Raw genomic sequence first — 15,096 nt, 5'->3', positions numbered from 1 at the left:
CAATGACAGACCCATGGTTCACGACATCGTCGAAAGTTTGCAGCGCGACTTGACCAGCCTCCAGCTGGCAAGGGCTGAACTGAACTTCGAGGAGCACTAATGAACGAAACCTCCGGAAAGAAGTCAATCCGTCGGGTAGATTCCTCCGCCTCGTCGGCCAACGCCGAGGCGACCGCCAGTGCCCCTGCCTCGTGGAGACCATCTCCCGAAGCCAGGCGCCGCGCAACCAATCTACGGTGGGTTGCCGGGAGCCTGTGGGCAGGAGCCATCGCTTGCGAGGCCATTGGCATCTTCTGGGCGCTGAGGCAGCAGCCCCCTCGGTTTGAGGCCCTGATCGCACTTCTGGTCATAGCGGGGGCTTTCGCCATTACTGGGTCATTCTTGTGGAAGCGGGCAAACCAGCTAGACCCCGCGTCGCAGAATGACGCCGTGCGCTTCTTCGTCCAGAATCAGCTGGGGGCAATTATTGCTGTTGTCGCATTTCTCCCACTCGTCATCCTCATATTCAGCAATAAGAACATGACTGGAAGGCAGAAATCCATCGCAGGAGCGATCGGAATCGCCGTGGGAGCAGCTGCCATTTTCTTCGGAGTCGACTTTGCTCCGCCGTCCACTGAGCAGTATGCAGAAGAACAGAACATCGTCCAGAAATTGACCGGAAAGGATGTTGTGTACTGGACGAAAGCTGGAAGCGTTTTCCACGTTTGTGCCGCGGTTCCTGACGTAAATAAAGAATCGCAAGACGCGACAATCTATGAAGGATCAGTTGCGGATGCGCACGCGGCAGGAAAGCTGCGCCTCACCCAGCGGTGGGCAGAAGAGGCAACTTTGTACTGCGGCTACACCGCCACTGACGTAAATACCATCAAGGCGAGCCTGACTTCGGCCGCGCCGACGCCCGCCGAGTGATTCGGCACGACAAGGGAGAGAAAATGGCAAGCATTGAAGAGCTGATCGCACAGATTCCGATCAGTGACCTGGCGCAGAGACTTGGGGTCGACGAAGCAACAGCTGCTGGCGTGGTGAGCCAGACAGTGCCCGCTTTGCTTGGAGGTATGAAGGCGAACGCGGAGGCCGGGGGTGCCCACCTTCTGGAGAAAGCGCTCGCTGGTCATGCAGGGAAAATTGGGGCAGACGGCGTAGACCTGAAACAGGTAGATGTTGCCGACGGTAAGAAGATCGTCCGCCACGTGTTCGGCGAATCAGAGCATCAGGTCGTTAAGACGATCGATCAAAACAGTGGCGGCGGACTCGGAGAGATTATCGGGAACGCGTTGCCCGTACTTGCACCCATCGTGATGGGCTTCCTGGCCCAGAAGACTGCGCCGGGCACGGGAGCCTCTGCGCAGAACGGTGTGGGCGCAATCCTCGGGAGCTTGCTCGGCGGTGCAAGCTCCTCAAATCAGGCAGGGATCGGCGGCCTTATGTCTGGGCTCACAGCACTGCTGGGTGGACGGAAGAACACGTAGTAACGCGTGCACATTGGCTCCGTCGACATCGAGGGTATTTCCTCCATGACCGATTTCTTCGCGCCCTGCTCCGAGTGGACTCGTCGCTGGTCAGGTCGGCCGACGAGCAACCGGTGTAGCTGCAGAAAATATTCTTTCGCCGCTATGCCCACTGCATGAGCCTTTTTCGATGCCCATCAGTGCCCACAAATTCTACATTTCATCAAACGCTTCAGCGTTGAAACGATGAGAGAAGGGAATCGCCATGGGGTTGGATGATCTTGTGAACCAGGGAAAGCAGTTCCTTGAGAACAGCACCAAGAAGATCGAAGATGTCGTGCACTCCGACAAGGTTGAGGAAGTCAGTGACGGCGTTCTTGATGCTGCCGCTGGGTTCGTCAAGAAGATCGCGCCGGACCAGATCGACGACAAGGTCGATGAAGTTCGTGATCGGATTGACGGCTCGATCGGAGGCTGAATAGCGATCGGGTGAGGGGGTGGAGCCAGTGAGCTCCGCCCCCTCGCTGCGCATTCGGGGTTCATCTACATCGGCTCACTACCGGGACGCATAGCGAACGGGGCAAGACCTCAATGGATGCTTGGTGCTGACGACTGGCTGGTCGATTCAGTGAGCACCTAGTTGCGGCTCGCGACCGAGCAAAAGACCAGGTGTTTGCCTAAGCCGATAGCCCGGACATGCCTATAGAGCGACGGTGGCGAAGTTGGGAAATGTAACTTGATGGTCGTTCGCGGCACGCGTGCGGTGAGTGGGCGTTCTTACTTGGACGCTTCTCGTTCCGGTGTTGACGTGGGCGTCGACACCGGGCGTGCCCGAACGACAAAAAACGACAAACGAAGAGGACATCAATGGAATCGACCACACGCTCCACTCGCTCACGCCGCAAGGTTCTCGCTTTCCTTTCTGGAGGCCTGGTTCTCGGGGTCGGTGCGGCCATCACGCTCGCGGCTTGGAACGACTCGGAATTTGCCACCGGCACGTTCACCGCGGGCTCTTTCAACCTGGAAGGCTCGACCACTTCCGCCACCGCCGACTTCAGCGACCACAATGTAGACAACGGTGACTCCGCTGCCGCCCTTACGTTCAGCGCGCCGTTCGACAACATCACGCCAGGCGACGTCGTCTACGCTCCGTTCTGGCTGCGCCTCGACGACACGACGACCACCGACGCAACCCTCGCAGCTACCTCCGGCACCGGAACTGGGATCAACGCCGACAACATCTCGTACGAGGTCTATGCGATCGATGCCGCGGCCACCTGCGACGCGACGGCTACCGGCGGAACCCTGGTCGCGTCGGGCAGCGACCTCTCGACGTTCACGGCGGGGGCAACCGTTTCGCTCTCCAAGGGTGCGACCGCAGGCACTGCTGGCGATGCCACCCAGCTGTGCTTTATCGCGACTGCGCAGTCTTCTCTCGTCCAGGGTGAGGCTGGAACCGGGGTCTGGGCTTTTACGGCTACCTCGAACTGACCCGGCAACATGATGTGTAGAACTTTCGTCGCGACTTCGCGGAGAGAGTTCAAGCGAGCCCTGATGCGCCGCAAGCTTGCTTCGCGCCGCATCAGGGCTCTGCTTGCCAGCGGGTTGCTTATCGGCGTCGGGTACTCCGCTACCAACGCGAGTTGGACAGATACCGAGTATGCAACCGCCACACTCGGGGCGGGAAGATTCGAAGTCGTCAGCAGCGTCACCGGATCAAACTTCTCTGCACACTCAACGCCAGGCACAGCACTCGTCATGACATTCACCCCGTCAATTGATGCGACCGCCCTCACCCCGGGGAAGACCATCTATGCGCTAGTAGTCGTGAAGACGGCGTCCGTCTCCGTACCAGGAACAGTCAGACTCACAGCGGGAACGTATCCCGTCGGCTCGCTGGCCGACTACCTCAATTACGGCGTCAAGACGGTGAGCACTCCGCAGTGCGCGAACGCCACTGACTACAACAGCTCTGGTGCAACGACAGTTATTGCTCCCGGCTCCCAACTGAACGCCTCGGCCGCGGTTTCCCAGAATCTCGCGGCGAACGGCGGAAACCAGATCAACTACTGCTTCGCGATAACCTTGCCGTCCACGACCGGCAATAACGCTCAAGGGCTAACTCTGAACCCGACATGGCAGTTCGTGGCCATAGCGAACTAGAAGCCGATCACAACCAGGGGGATACATGTCTGAAGAAGTCGTCAATTCAAGGCGTCGACGGAGAAAACGGTCGAAAGCCCGCATAGCTGGTGAGCTCATCCTATGGATTACAGCAATTATGGGCGTTGTCTTTGTTGCGCTCGCGCTCCTCGCCGCAACTGCGCACATCACTCTGATCATGTTCCGAACGGGTTCGATGGCTCCAACCATCCCAGCCGGCGCCGTAGCGATCGTGCAGCGGGTCGGGGCGGATACCCTTCACGTCGGGGATGTCGTCACAGTGGACCGTCCCGGCCAGCTCCCCGTGACCCACAGAATTATCGAGATCATGAACGGTGAGCATAGCGATGAGCGAGTTCTCACGTTACGAGGGGATGCAAATTTGCAGAATGATCCCGCCCCGTATTCAGTCAAGAGCGTGAGGATCGTTCTCTTCTCTATACCGGGAGCCGCTCCGATACTCATCGCTATCTCGAATCCATTTTTCCTCGCTTCGATGCTAGTGCTCGTGACACTCCTGGTTGTATGGGCATTTTGGCCGTCCCGAGACGTGACGCGGCGTTCCGGTCAGCGTCCCCGCTCCTCGCCGAATCGATGACCTCACGTCTATTCCATTCTTCTCTGGTGGCCGCTTTCTTAGCTGGCATAGCACTCCTCTGTCCCTCGGCAGCGAACGCGGTCCCTGTCTCGGAGATAGTGGAGGGCCGCTACGTGAGGATCGTTTCAACTGCCGATTGGCAGGCAGCTTCTTCTATGGACATAGGATCTGCCATCCAGTGGGATCTCACCATCCAGTCCGCGCCCCCGGAACCAGGGAAGATCACAGTAGGAATAGGCGCGGCCGGCTCAGCTCCGCTTGTCATCGACATCTATGCGTGCAAGCAGCAATGGCAGGGGGCGAGCTGTCCGGCTGAGAGCGAAGCCCTGCGCGTGGACTGGTCGATACCACGGGACGGCACAAGAACTCGCATCGCGGTGCTGCCGACGGCGCACACTGCGCATCTGCGCATTCACGTGCGACTCGGCAAAGAAGCGACTGGGGGAAAATCCACACGTGTCGTCGCGTATGTCGACGGTTACGGCGATGAACTTGAGGTAGGCCCAGGAGTGTTGCCGTCGACGGGCTCGGATGCGCCCGTTTTCGGATTCTTTGCGGTGGGGGTCCTTCTGGTGGCTGGAGGGGTGTTGATGGTCGCGAAAGCACAAGCTCAGCCCGGAAGGTCCTCCCGAATCGGGCGACCATCTGCAGTAGCAGTCGGTTTGGTTCTGCTTATTTCTCTCTCGTCGCCGCAGGCTTCCGACGCCGCCTTTACGGACACGGAGTACGCAAACGCGACGCTCCGCACCGGCCGCCTCGGTCCGCCTCAAGTGACCGGCGTACCCGTGTGCGTAGACAGGCAAAAAGACCGCATGGTTGTTTCTTGGCGATGGCCAGCGGGTTCTGTGTATGGCGGTTTTACGCCGCAGAAGAATGTCGAGTGGCGCATTGATGGCGAGGATGAGGAAGAAGATGAGGATGAGGACGACTGGGCGGCTTTTCCTACGTCCGGTCCGGACTTAGCCGGTATCTACCAAACGGCGTTTAGCCCCGACGAACTAGAAGACGAACCGGGTGGCGGTGACGGAAAGACGTTCACAGTCAGAGCGCGTACAACGGCTTGGGCCGGGTGGGTCTCCCCGACGTTCACCACGATTAAGTATTTGCTGAGCCGCCCAGGAGGGGCAAGTTGCTCTTTCGTAAACGGAACCTAAAGGGCGCGAACTGACCGTTTCTCGCTAAGTCTTACCGAATGGTGCCCGCGGGATCGCGAAACCATTTGGGGCCACCTACCGAGGCCGCAAGTCATACCTGCGTAGATAACCGAGCTCCCAGACACTCGCGGGGAGTGTCGCAGTTCGGCCTGATCAGACTCTTCCCCTGTCGCTGTAACGGGCACCTCGCTGCTAGCGAGCATCCCGTTCTCGGTCAGGCCGCGGAGACCGACCCAGATGTTTGCCTGGAGTCCAGCAAGATGGCTCAGGCGTGTTAGCTGCTCGATCCTGGAAGGAAGAAGTATGGAAGAGCACCCGGTCCGCGTCCGGCCAAGCGTGTGGCTCTCGTTAGCTATATTTGCTGCTTACACGGCGGTAGTGTTCGGCCTCGGCAAAGCATCCGCGGTTCCATACACCGAGGTGGGGAAGAACGGAGCGAATCTCTTCATGGGAATCGGTCTCCCGCTTATCGCAGGCGCAATCCTTTTGATAGCGGTGATGTCCTCGCTCGGATGGTGGCGCCCTGCTCTCGTGGAGCGCCGACGAGCGCCATCGATGTGGCCGATTATCGCGCCCGTGATGATGGCGGCTGCGCTGGTGATTAACTTGATTTCTACTGACTGGCACACCTATGACATCGGCTTCTTTGCCGCTTCGCTTGTTGTGCTGTTGGTCGGATTTACGGAGGAGCTCGTTGCGCGCGGCATCTTCGTCTTCGGCCTCAGAAGCCGCTTTCGCGAAGTGTGGGTATGGCTTCTTAGTTCAGCTGTCTTCGCGGTGGCGCACATGGTTAACGCCTTCAACGGACAGCCGATCGTCGCAACCTTCCTGCAATGCGTGTTCGCATTCGGGGCCGGAACCATCTTGTATGTCTTGCGGCGGACGACGGGTCGGCTGGAATGGGCCATGGTTCTTCATGGTTTCTGGGACTTCTCGTTGTTCGCGGTGAGTCATGGCCCCGCTGGGCCTTTGGCGCAGTTAACGACCCCGATCTACTTGTCGGCGATAGTCCTCGCCTTAGTGGGCATTCCATGGGTAATTAGGGGCGTAGGGGAGTCTCGTCATCTCGCGGGTGGCCTCGAGCATCGCGGGCGCAAGTGGGCGGCGTCGCCGGAACGAGCCGCGAGACCAGAATGAACCGCTCAGAGTTCGCCGGGCATCCGGCCTGGGCGGTAGCGACCAACCAACTCAGTTTCCTAGCGAGGCGTTGTACGCCTGATCCCACAGGGCGTAGACGATGAGTCGAGCATCTGCGACGTCGTCGTCATAGGCATCCGGATGGGCACTGTTCTGAATCATCTGGACTACTTCGCCGATGTTCTTGTCGCGCCAGTTCTCGATGGAATCGAGGGCATCCAGGAATCGACCGATAGAGGTACGAGGATCGGTGATTTCGGCAGCGGTTCCCCACCCGTGAGAAGGCCTCTGCTGGAAGAGGCCGAGAGAGTCGCGATCCCCGTGATAGAGATTGCGCAGGCTGGATTCCTGAATTGCGGCGGTCGTAGCAACAATGGCCGCGTGCTGCTGAATCTCCCATCGCGGGTATCGCGTTCGACATACTTCTATGATGATTCGCGCGTTGGCAACTTGTTCTTCGTCGACTAAATCCTTGATCGCATGAGGAATCTCAGCGGGCGGGGGAGCAGTGGGGCTCGGTTCCGGGGTAGGAACGACTACCAGAGAAGGTGTGGACTCAAGCGGGGCGAGAGTTGACGGCGAGGCTGAGAGAGGCGATCTCTCCCCGCTGGCAAGGGAGCCTGCAGGGACGGAAACAGCGTACGTAGTCGCCGCCACAACGACAAGACCGCCCGAGATGAGAAGAACGTCCACAGCTATCGGACGCTTCCGCCGTAGTGAGCCGCTACGAGCATCAGTCCCCGCGCTCCCATTCTTCCTCTTCCAAGAAAGCCCCACGATTCCACTCCCATGCGTCCGATTCCGGGGAACGCAAACTAAGCGTCCCGCTCAACAGTCCACAGTTTTCAGTCGCTCCATCTTCGAGATTCATAGGAATAGGTACGTGAGGTAGGCGTCGAGAGCCCAAGCAGAAGCTACGTCGAGGAGGAGTCGGCGTGCCTACAAAGAAGCGAAACAATGCCCATTCTCCGCGTGTTCAGGGAAAGTGATCTTGCCACTTGGTAAGCAAGGCCGGTGGCCGCTACCGTCAGGAGAAGCTATGTATCCGAACCCACAGCCGGGCGTGATCGCCATCGGAACACTGGCCGCAACCGGATCGACATTCCAGATGCACTCCATAGCTTTCGCTACCGTAGCCCTGGTAGTAGGCGGACTTCTCGTGGCTAGGAACAAAATGCTCTCGCGTCACCGCCTTGAGGCGGGGGAGTGAGGTCAGCTACAAGCGTTCAGGGCGATCGCAGGAATCTGAAGTTGACACCACGTCGAAATCACCGCACCAAGAAAGCGGTGTATTGGGCGGGAATAACAGCAGCCACGGCCCTGGCAGCGACAGGTCTGTTCTATCTATTCTTTGCGAGCGCGCTCCGAATGGTGGACGCAGTTCCGGCGGCGTGGATGGTTGGATCAACGTTTGGTGAGGACACCAAAGTCGTATCGGACGCATCAGACCCGATCATTCTCTTCCACCGAGGCTACTCGTGGTATGCGGTTCAGATCACGTTGGAGTGTTCTGTAGCTTTCTACGTTGCCGCGATCCTTCTAATAGCTGCGCCCTTCGCTCTCTTTCGCAGATTCTCGCTACGTCGGATCCTGCTCGCTGCGCTTGTATGCACCGGTGGGATGCTAGTTCTCAATCAGATGCGCATCGCCGGACTCGCGGCAATCTTCGCGTTCGCGGGCCATGATTGGTTCGACGTAGCTCATTCTCTCCTCGGCTCTTTCATCATGCTCGCTGGACTTGCTGCCTGTCTGTTCGTCTTCTTCCGCATTGTTGTCAAAGATCGGCCGAAAGTCGCTGCGGTCGTCAGCTCAGTCCCGGCGAGGCGTGAGGACCAACGGCCTTGACTGTTTTCGTAGCCGTCGTCAACGCGATTGCTTCTGTAGTGATCTCGTTGTCGGTGGTCTACTTCGTAGCCGCGATGGTCGCTGGCATGCACGAGTACCGCAAGGCGAAGGTTCCACTCTCGGAGCAGGGTCAGACTCTCTTCAATGACCCTTTCATTGGAGATCCAGAGACGTTTGACGTCTACGCCCTAATCCCATGCTTGAACGAAGAAGCAGTCATCGGTCCTACGGTCGCCGCGCTCGCCAACGGTGCGACCACCACCACAATCGTTATTGACGATGCATCAGATGACAAGACTGGCGAGATCGCGGCCGCGAGCGGTGGGGCTCATACGATCATTTTGAGGCGCGATTTTCCACACGCTCGTACAGGGAAAGGGGAAGCCCTCAACGACGGGTTTCGCAAGATCATCGAGCTCGTGGCCCAGAGAGAAACTCCTGCGGATCGAGTGCTAGTTCTCGTAATGGACGCAGATGGGCGCCTTTCGGATGGAGCTTTCTCCCATGTTTTGCCATTATTCGACGATCCCCAAGTTGCGGGAGCACAGCTAGCCGTCCGAATACGGAACAGACGCCGTAACTTCCTCACCTGGTTTCAAGACTTCCAGTTCTGGTCGATGTCAGCAGTGACCCAAGTCGGAAGATTGAAAACTGACACCGTTTCGCTGGGCGGGAACGGGCAGTTCACACGTTTGTCCGCTCTGCTTGAGTTAGACCAACTTCCTTGGTCTTCGTCTCTCACCGAGGACTTGGACTTGACCATAACCCTCGCCATGCGCGGGTGGAAGCTGAAGACGACACCCAAAGCTGCTGTTGACCAGCAGGGGGTGGAAGGGCTAAAACGTCTCTTCATTCAGCGGCGCCGGTGGTACCAAGGGCACATGATGGCAGGGAAGCGCCTCCCTCAGATTTGGACGACGCCTCAGCTAAGCAACGGGAGGGTTCTCGAGCTGTCCGCATACTTGCTGGTGCCGTGGATCTTCGACCTGCCATGGTCAATTCTCTGGCACTGGACGCTGTTCATGTTCATTACACGTATTGACAGTGTCTTCTCCTTTGCATCGGGCCCGACGTCGCTGCTTGTCGGGGGGCTGCTGTGGTACGGGCTGACTTTCGCCCCGGCGCTCATGACGACAGTCGTGTATCTGAGGAGGGACGCCGAGATTACCTTGACGCGAGCGCTCCTAATGGGGCATTCCTTCATCGTCATGAATTATCTGAGTTTCGCCTGCGCATGGGGAGCTCTTGTCCGTATCGTCCGCAAGCAGCGCGGATGGGACAAAACCGCTCGCGCGATCGAACGGCCCTCAGAAGAAACCGACGCGGTTACCTGACTTCGATCCGCCGATGACTAAGGAAACAAAGTGAGCATCACCATTAATGTGCCTTCTCCCGGCTCCTCGGTTGTTGACCGAGCTCCTGTATTCTCTGGCGACGGCGTTAGCGGCGCTGCCGTCGTCGTGACGGATCCACACGGTGCCGTCCTCTGCGCGACTCGTGTAATCAATGGAGAGTGGTCTTGTAGATCTATTCTCGACATGGGGAATGGCCCCAGCGCTGCTACAGCGACGCAAAACTGGCAGGGATACTTCGAATCTGCGACGACCAGCTTCTATGTTCAGTACCAACCGCAAGACCCGGTATGGGCCCCGCTCGTGTCGATGGTAGCTATCGCTGTCGCGGTGATATTCACCATCGTCGCTACCGCTCTCTTGAGCGGGCGCGCTCGAAGACGCCGTCTTGTGCGCGATGCAGGCCAAGACGTCGGTGAGGAGATCGCGGCGGTGGCTCCTGTGGAAAAGACCGACATTGCATCGAGCGGCGGAAGCTACAGAAGCTCATACACGGAAGTTGCGCACGGCGGGAATCAGTAGATCGAAGCTGATCCTTCGCCGATCGGCAAACGGTTGACCCCAACAAGTTCGCTCGAGACACGGGGTCGGGTTTCCCCTGCTGTCGTTGGCTCTCCATCCAGGTGGTCAGGCGACCCGCACCTCTCGCGAATACGAAAAGCGCCGTTCCTCCGAGTTGGTGGCAATGTACTCTCTCCCCGCCGCGGCATCATCCGCAGACCTCATAACGTCGGACTCGTCCCAGCTGAGCGCCAAGTTCAACGAGCAAGCCATCGGCGCCCTGGCTCGTGACTAACTGTTCCTGCATGGCGAACCGCGGATACCCATCTTCGGCCAGCAAGACGGCACCACGACAAAAGCGTGGCACTCTCTCCTGAAGCAAAGCGATGTCGGAGATGTATCGTCTCCTGACCTCCTTGGCTGTCAAGGAGCGTACTGCTCCCTCGTCAATTTTCCTCAGAAGAGAGCTAATTCCTTGATTGAACCCGACGCGAGCGCTGACAACATTAAGGAATCACAGCCCGGTCGAGGCCTGATGTACGGCTTCTTGCTTTGCTTACCTTTCTGGTCTGTCGTCGTTCTAGTCGCGGCCGTGGCTATTAATGCCCCCCTGGAATAAGGGACGCAAGCGCGCGCCGAGATGCTGCCCGAGTCATGCGCTGGCCTGCAGGCCAACGTTTGGTGAGGGACTCGCGAGCGTAATCACGGTGAAAGATCTTGCCCGCCGCCGCTACGGGTCTCGCCCTCTTCGCCTGTCTCGCTGCTAGACGTTCCGGGGCAGAAGTTCAGATGTGAATCAACCTCGCCTATGCGGCGACAAGTGCGGAAATATCGTCGCCAGCACCCAGCCGCACCCGACCAGGTTCAACCTGAGACGCGGAAGACTTCTGTGGGGCGCCCCATCCGAGCCTGTGAACGGGGAGTGTGGGATTCATCCGTCGTTCGCTTGGCGACGCGCATCGAGGGCCCGCGAGCTTCTAATCCAGTGGTGTCACCAGCCGATTGCGCGAAGCGCGATTCGAGTCGCCTCGGGAAAAAAGGAGTCGTCCATATCGGTCCCCTTTTCGGTTCTTCCCGACATGATCGAGACAATGATAGGTGCGCCGTGCGGCGGAGAGGCAACCCCGATGTCGTTCAGGTTCGAATACACGGGCCCGGATCCCGTCTTCTCAGCGACTCGCCACCCACGCGGCACTCCGGCCCGGATCCGCTTGTCTCCGGTCGTATTGCGTTCCAGTAAGTCGAGCAGCAGGAGTCGATTCGTTTCGGGAAGCGCATCGCTGAACGCGACCGAGAAGAGCGACTTCCCCATAGCCGCGGGGGTCGACGTGTCCCGGTCATCGCCCGGCGCGACGTCGTTCAGATCTGGCTCGTACCGGATCATATTAGTGGTGGTGTCGCCAAGCGAAGCTAGAAAGCTATTGAGCTGGGACGGCCCTCCTAGAAAACCAAGAAGTGCATTAGAAGCGCCGTTGTCGCTGAATCGCACGGCAGCGTCACACGCTTCGCGGATCGTCATCCCTGTTTCGACCATCCCGGAAGAAACAGGTGATGGTGGGACCAGATCTTGTCCGCCTACGTTGATGAGCTTCTCGTCGAGATGCTCCGCGGTGACCATACTGAGCACCGCGGCCGCGAGCAACGCTTTGAATGCGGACGCCGTAGGGAAACGCTCATGAGCCCGATAGCCGAAGGTCTGATTGGATTCAACGTCGAGGGCGTAGATTCCGATCCGCCGCGAGTACTGGGCCTCGATCTGCTGAAGCGAAACTGTCGCGTAACGCGATGTCTCCAGGTCGGTGCGGAGTCGTCCCGGTTCGCTCGAACAAGCCGTGAGTAGTCCACCGAGCGACACGCCCATCAGGCCCACAAGCTCACGGCGGCCAAGCATGATCGTGTGAGCAGGTCGCATGCTTGATTCTCGGGACTTGAAACTCATACGGGAACAGTAGGCGCATCCTTCCTCACATGTTCTGTCGTGAGCTGAGATAGGCATCCCGGATACTGTGCGCCACACCCATGCGGGGATGCGGCGTCAGAACCGAGCTGCCCGAGAGGAGCACAGCGGCGTAAGCGCGCGGAACACGCCTACCTCCACACCCAATTGCGCAAAGTCGCGACGGAGCGACCGGTGCGCCCCTGTTAGCTATTTGCAGTCGCAGCCGATGCATTCCGGATGCCTGTCAACTGTGGAGGGCTTTTGTCGGTACAAACACTTTGTAAGTTCGTCAGCACCCTGGCGATGGTGGGGCTCTTCACCGCAGGAGCAGTCACGCCCGCGGTCGCGGCCGCTTCCCCCGCAGCGTCAGACAGCTCGAACAGGCACACCGCGTCACAGCAGCCCGATGTTCTCGCTGCGGTCAGCGAGGTGTCTCTGACGCCGAAAGACGTCAAGGGAGGGCAGCTGCCGTCCGGCTACCGAAAGCTCACCTTCTCTCTGGCCGATGCCGACTGGGTAGGCGGGGTCACCTTGCCCGCCCGGGCAAATCATGATGACATCATCATCATCCGGTCAACAGCAACGTGGGGCTCGGTGATTCGCACTCAGAATCTTCTCTACGCTTCGACCACAACCATCAAAGCCGGAGACGAGTACACACTGCGCTACATATCCAGCGACGAAGCCGGCATCCACGCATGGACACTCACTGATTCCCCACAGCGTGTGGTGGGCGCGGACTCAGCTCAACTCCCGAACCCAACCTCTCCCCGCACGCTCGCGATCGTGACTCATCAGAACGTTCCCAAAGTGAGGCTCCCGGCCAACCCCGGGGACCGAGACCGCGTGATCCTGCAGTCCGCGTTCGTCGGAGAGACACGAATTGACCCAGCGAACGTCGAGAGCGTCGGCCCGCTCATTGTGAAGACCGGTCACACGTACGAGTTCATGTACGTAGGCGAGAAGGGGCGCTGGGTGGTCATCTCCGCGCCTGAGGTCCATCACAAGGCCGCCAACCTTACCTCTGGGGCCGTGCCTGACCTGGCCGCGCCACGAACAAAGGTTTCCGTGGGAGAGGGAGACCTCACACAGCCCCTCGTCTTGCCTGCCAATCAGCCTACTGCGAGCCGCATCATCGTCGTATCAAGTGCCGCATCGGCTGTGTTCGTCAATACTCGCGACACGATTCTTCCGATCCAGCCGGGCGAGGAAGTCACGTTCGTGCTGAGCGACGAGGGCCGATGGGAGCGGGAGACGATCACTATCGATCTGCTGCTTCTCTACAGCACCAAAGCAGCAGCGAAACTCGGCGATCAGACCATGCGCGACCGGCTCCTCGACGGTCTGCGCCTCACGAACGAAGCCCTCAACAACTCGGGAGCCAACTTCCGCTTCCGAATGGTGGGTTTGCAGCGAATCGCGCCCGCCGAAGGCTGGGTCAGCCTCGATGATGTCCTCCCCGCATTGCGTACCTATCCGGCAGCTCAAGAGCTCCGAGGCCACCTCAAAGCGGATCTTGTGTACTACGAAGGCACGGAGGCCGGGTGCGGCTACGCATTTGTCGAAATTGGTGCCTACCATGGGGTGGCCACAGGCTCTATCAACTGCGACACGACAGTCATGCGCCACGAGCTTGGCCACAACATGGGCCTCCTCCACGCAACCGCCTCCGGAAGCTACAACCAGGGATTCGGCTATCTACAGACCATCATGGGCGACAATGTGGCTCCCTACTATTCAACGCCTCATAGGTACCACATGCCCGAAGGGATCCCAATGGGCATCCCAGACAAAATCGACGCCACCAGAGCGATGAACGAAGTTTCAGCCACGGTCGCGCAGTACCGATAATGTCAGCAACCCCACACGTCGCACGGATGTGCCGACAGCACCGGTGTCCCTCCCGAGGGAAGCGAGGAGAGCGGCGCCGAGTGCCTACGTAGGGGGGTGCTAGGAGTCGACCAGCGAGTGCGCGCCTTCATTAGGGAACGTGGACCGTTCCACGCCCCCTAATGAAGGCCGCATCCTGGTCCCAGCACAAGGGCTATCGCCGACGTGCACAGCACGACCCTTCATGCTCTCAAGCAGCTCAGCGTGATGTTTGCTGGCGGGGCCTGGAAGCGTACTAGGCATTAACGTAGGCGTCGGGGGGACGCCCTAAATTGGTGGAATGGTATCCAACTTCTTGGTACAGCGCTCCGCCACGTTCTCTTCACCGCGAGAGAAAGTCCTGCTGTATGTGAGTGAATTTCCTCGGTGGGTTACATGGTCGCCGTGGGAAGAACTTGACCCCGAAATGAAGCGTACCTACTCGGGAAATCCGGGTGTGGTGGGATCGACATACGCATGGGACGGCAACCGGAAAGCCGGGGCCGGTAACATGCGGATGGAGGCCGTCGATGGCGATTTCCTCGAGATCGCGCTGGACTTCACTCGCCCATTTGCGTCGAGGAATACAATTCGTTTCCGGCTATCAGAGGGCAAGCGGGGAACTCTCCTCACATGGGAAATGGAGGGCAAGAAGACCCTCCTCACAAGGATCTTCAACATCGAAAAGTTCGTGGGTCGCGACTTCGAAAAGGGCCTCCGTCGGCTGAAGAATCTCGTCGACAACGACAACGACAACGACAACGACAACGACGCTTCGGCAACGTGATGACCGGCCGCGCCAGCGGGGCCCAACGTCTATGCAGGCATTAGGAACCGGTAGAAGCCCACTACCCCCCCCAGAGCTTCCCAATCACACAACTCGTGAAGGCTCAATCGTCGAATTTGCGCTGCTTCGCTGCTGCACCTCTCAACTAGCCGACCCCACAAGTCGCCGCCACTGGCCCCTCAGACGCCTATCCCGCCGCTGCATAGGCACACTCAATATGCTGTAAACCGGATGGGATACTCGGAGGCGTGACTTTCGAACCCACCGTGCTCGTGACTTCGCAGACCGCCGCCGAGATCCACC

At 59.0% G+C, this 15,096-nt stretch carries 15 protein-coding genes; 13 read left to right on the top strand and 2 right to left on the bottom strand.

The window, feature by feature from the left end; all coding sequences use genetic code 11:
- The first annotated feature begins 429 nt into the window (after nucleotides 1–429).
- The 8 genes from ACT53O_RS15205 (at nucleotide 430) to ACT53O_RS15170 (ending at nucleotide 6,500) form a co-directional block, all read left to right on the top strand.
- Entirely contained in the window at nucleotides 430–909 is a 480-nt protein-coding gene (locus ACT53O_RS15205) for a hypothetical protein (protein WP_476153405.1), read from the top strand.
- 23 nt (nucleotides 910–932) lie between these two features.
- Nucleotides 933–1,469: a DUF937 domain-containing protein gene (locus ACT53O_RS15200; protein ID WP_476153403.1), complete on the top strand. Its 537-nt coding sequence runs from the start codon at nucleotides 933–935 to the stop codon at nucleotides 1,467–1,469.
- Between the two features lie 244 nt (nucleotides 1,470–1,713).
- Nucleotides 1,714–1,926, top strand: a complete 213-nt coding sequence (locus ACT53O_RS15195) for a hypothetical protein (RefSeq protein WP_476153401.1) — start codon at nucleotides 1,714–1,716, stop codon at nucleotides 1,924–1,926.
- Between the two features lie 389 nt (nucleotides 1,927–2,315).
- Nucleotides 2,316–2,939: a SipW-dependent-type signal peptide-containing protein gene (locus ACT53O_RS15190; RefSeq protein WP_476153399.1), complete on the top strand. Its 624-nt coding sequence runs from the start codon at nucleotides 2,316–2,318 to the stop codon at nucleotides 2,937–2,939.
- Nucleotides 2,940–3,002: 63 nt separating this feature from the next.
- The gene (locus ACT53O_RS15185; RefSeq protein ID WP_476153397.1) at nucleotides 3,003–3,611 is read left to right on the top strand and encodes a SipW-dependent-type signal peptide-containing protein; all 609 of its coding nucleotides are present in this window, start codon (nucleotides 3,003–3,005) and stop codon (nucleotides 3,609–3,611) included.
- A gap of 25 nt (nucleotides 3,612–3,636) precedes the next feature.
- A complete protein-coding gene (locus ACT53O_RS15180) occupies nucleotides 3,637–4,209 on the top strand; it encodes a signal peptidase I (RefSeq protein ID WP_476153395.1) in 573 nt (190 codons plus the stop codon).
- 26 nt (nucleotides 4,210–4,235) lie between these two features.
- A complete protein-coding gene (locus ACT53O_RS15175; protein WP_476153393.1) occupies nucleotides 4,236–5,363 on the top strand; it encodes an LPXTG cell wall anchor domain-containing protein in 1,128 nt (375 codons plus the stop codon).
- Nucleotides 5,364–5,666: 303 nt separating this feature from the next.
- Nucleotides 5,667–6,500 (top strand): lysostaphin resistance A-like protein, encoded by an 834-nt coding sequence (locus tag ACT53O_RS15170; RefSeq protein WP_476153391.1) that lies wholly within the window; start codon nucleotides 5,667–5,669, stop codon nucleotides 6,498–6,500.
- Between the two features lie 51 nt (nucleotides 6,501–6,551).
- Here ACT53O_RS15170 and ACT53O_RS15165 read toward each other — a convergent pair whose 3' ends face one another.
- Nucleotides 6,552–7,193 carry a hypothetical protein gene (locus ACT53O_RS15165; RefSeq protein WP_476153389.1) on the bottom strand — a complete coding sequence of 214 codons (642 nt, stop codon included), beginning with the start codon at nucleotides 7,191–7,193 and terminating at the stop codon, nucleotides 6,552–6,554.
- 675 nt (nucleotides 7,194–7,868) lie between these two features.
- Here ACT53O_RS15165 and ACT53O_RS15160 point away from each other — a divergent pair.
- From ACT53O_RS15160 to ACT53O_RS15150, 3 genes are read left to right on the top strand one after another with little or no spacing between them, the layout of a single operon-like run.
- Nucleotides 7,869–8,345: a hypothetical protein gene (locus ACT53O_RS15160; protein WP_476153387.1), complete on the top strand. Its 477-nt coding sequence runs from the start codon at nucleotides 7,869–7,871 to the stop codon at nucleotides 8,343–8,345.
- Complete coding sequence (locus ACT53O_RS15155; protein ID WP_476153385.1) at nucleotides 8,342–9,679, top strand: glycosyltransferase; 1,338 nt, start codon at nucleotides 8,342–8,344, stop codon at nucleotides 9,677–9,679. The genes ACT53O_RS15160 and ACT53O_RS15155 overlap by 4 nt, the downstream gene beginning before the upstream one ends.
- 30 nt (nucleotides 9,680–9,709) lie before the next feature.
- On the top strand, nucleotides 9,710–10,219 hold the full coding sequence (locus tag ACT53O_RS15150) for a hypothetical protein (protein ID WP_476153383.1): 510 nt from the start codon (nucleotides 9,710–9,712) through the stop codon (nucleotides 10,217–10,219).
- Nucleotides 10,220–11,189: 970 nt separating this feature from the next.
- Here the strand turns inward: ACT53O_RS15150 and bla are convergent.
- Nucleotides 11,190–12,137 (bottom strand): class A beta-lactamase, encoded by a 948-nt coding sequence (bla, locus tag ACT53O_RS15145; RefSeq protein WP_476153381.1) that lies wholly within the window; start codon nucleotides 12,135–12,137, stop codon nucleotides 11,190–11,192.
- A 303-nt stretch (nucleotides 12,138–12,440) separates the two neighbouring features.
- Between bla and ACT53O_RS15140 the strand changes: the two genes are divergently transcribed.
- Both ACT53O_RS15140 and ACT53O_RS15135 read left to right on the top strand, forming a co-directional pair.
- Complete coding sequence (locus ACT53O_RS15140) at nucleotides 12,441–13,988, top strand: hypothetical protein (RefSeq protein ID WP_476153379.1); 1,548 nt, start codon at nucleotides 12,441–12,443, stop codon at nucleotides 13,986–13,988.
- Nucleotides 13,989–14,307: 319 nt separating this feature from the next.
- Nucleotides 14,308–14,793, top strand: coding sequence for an SRPBCC family protein (locus tag ACT53O_RS15135; RefSeq protein ID WP_476153377.1), 486 nt, complete (start codon nucleotides 14,308–14,310; stop codon nucleotides 14,791–14,793).
- Nucleotides 14,794–15,096 lie beyond the last annotated feature (303 nt).

This window comes from Microbacterium sp. DMC48, from assembly GCF_056313825.1.
This window is presented reverse-complemented; position numbering and strand designations above follow the sequence as displayed.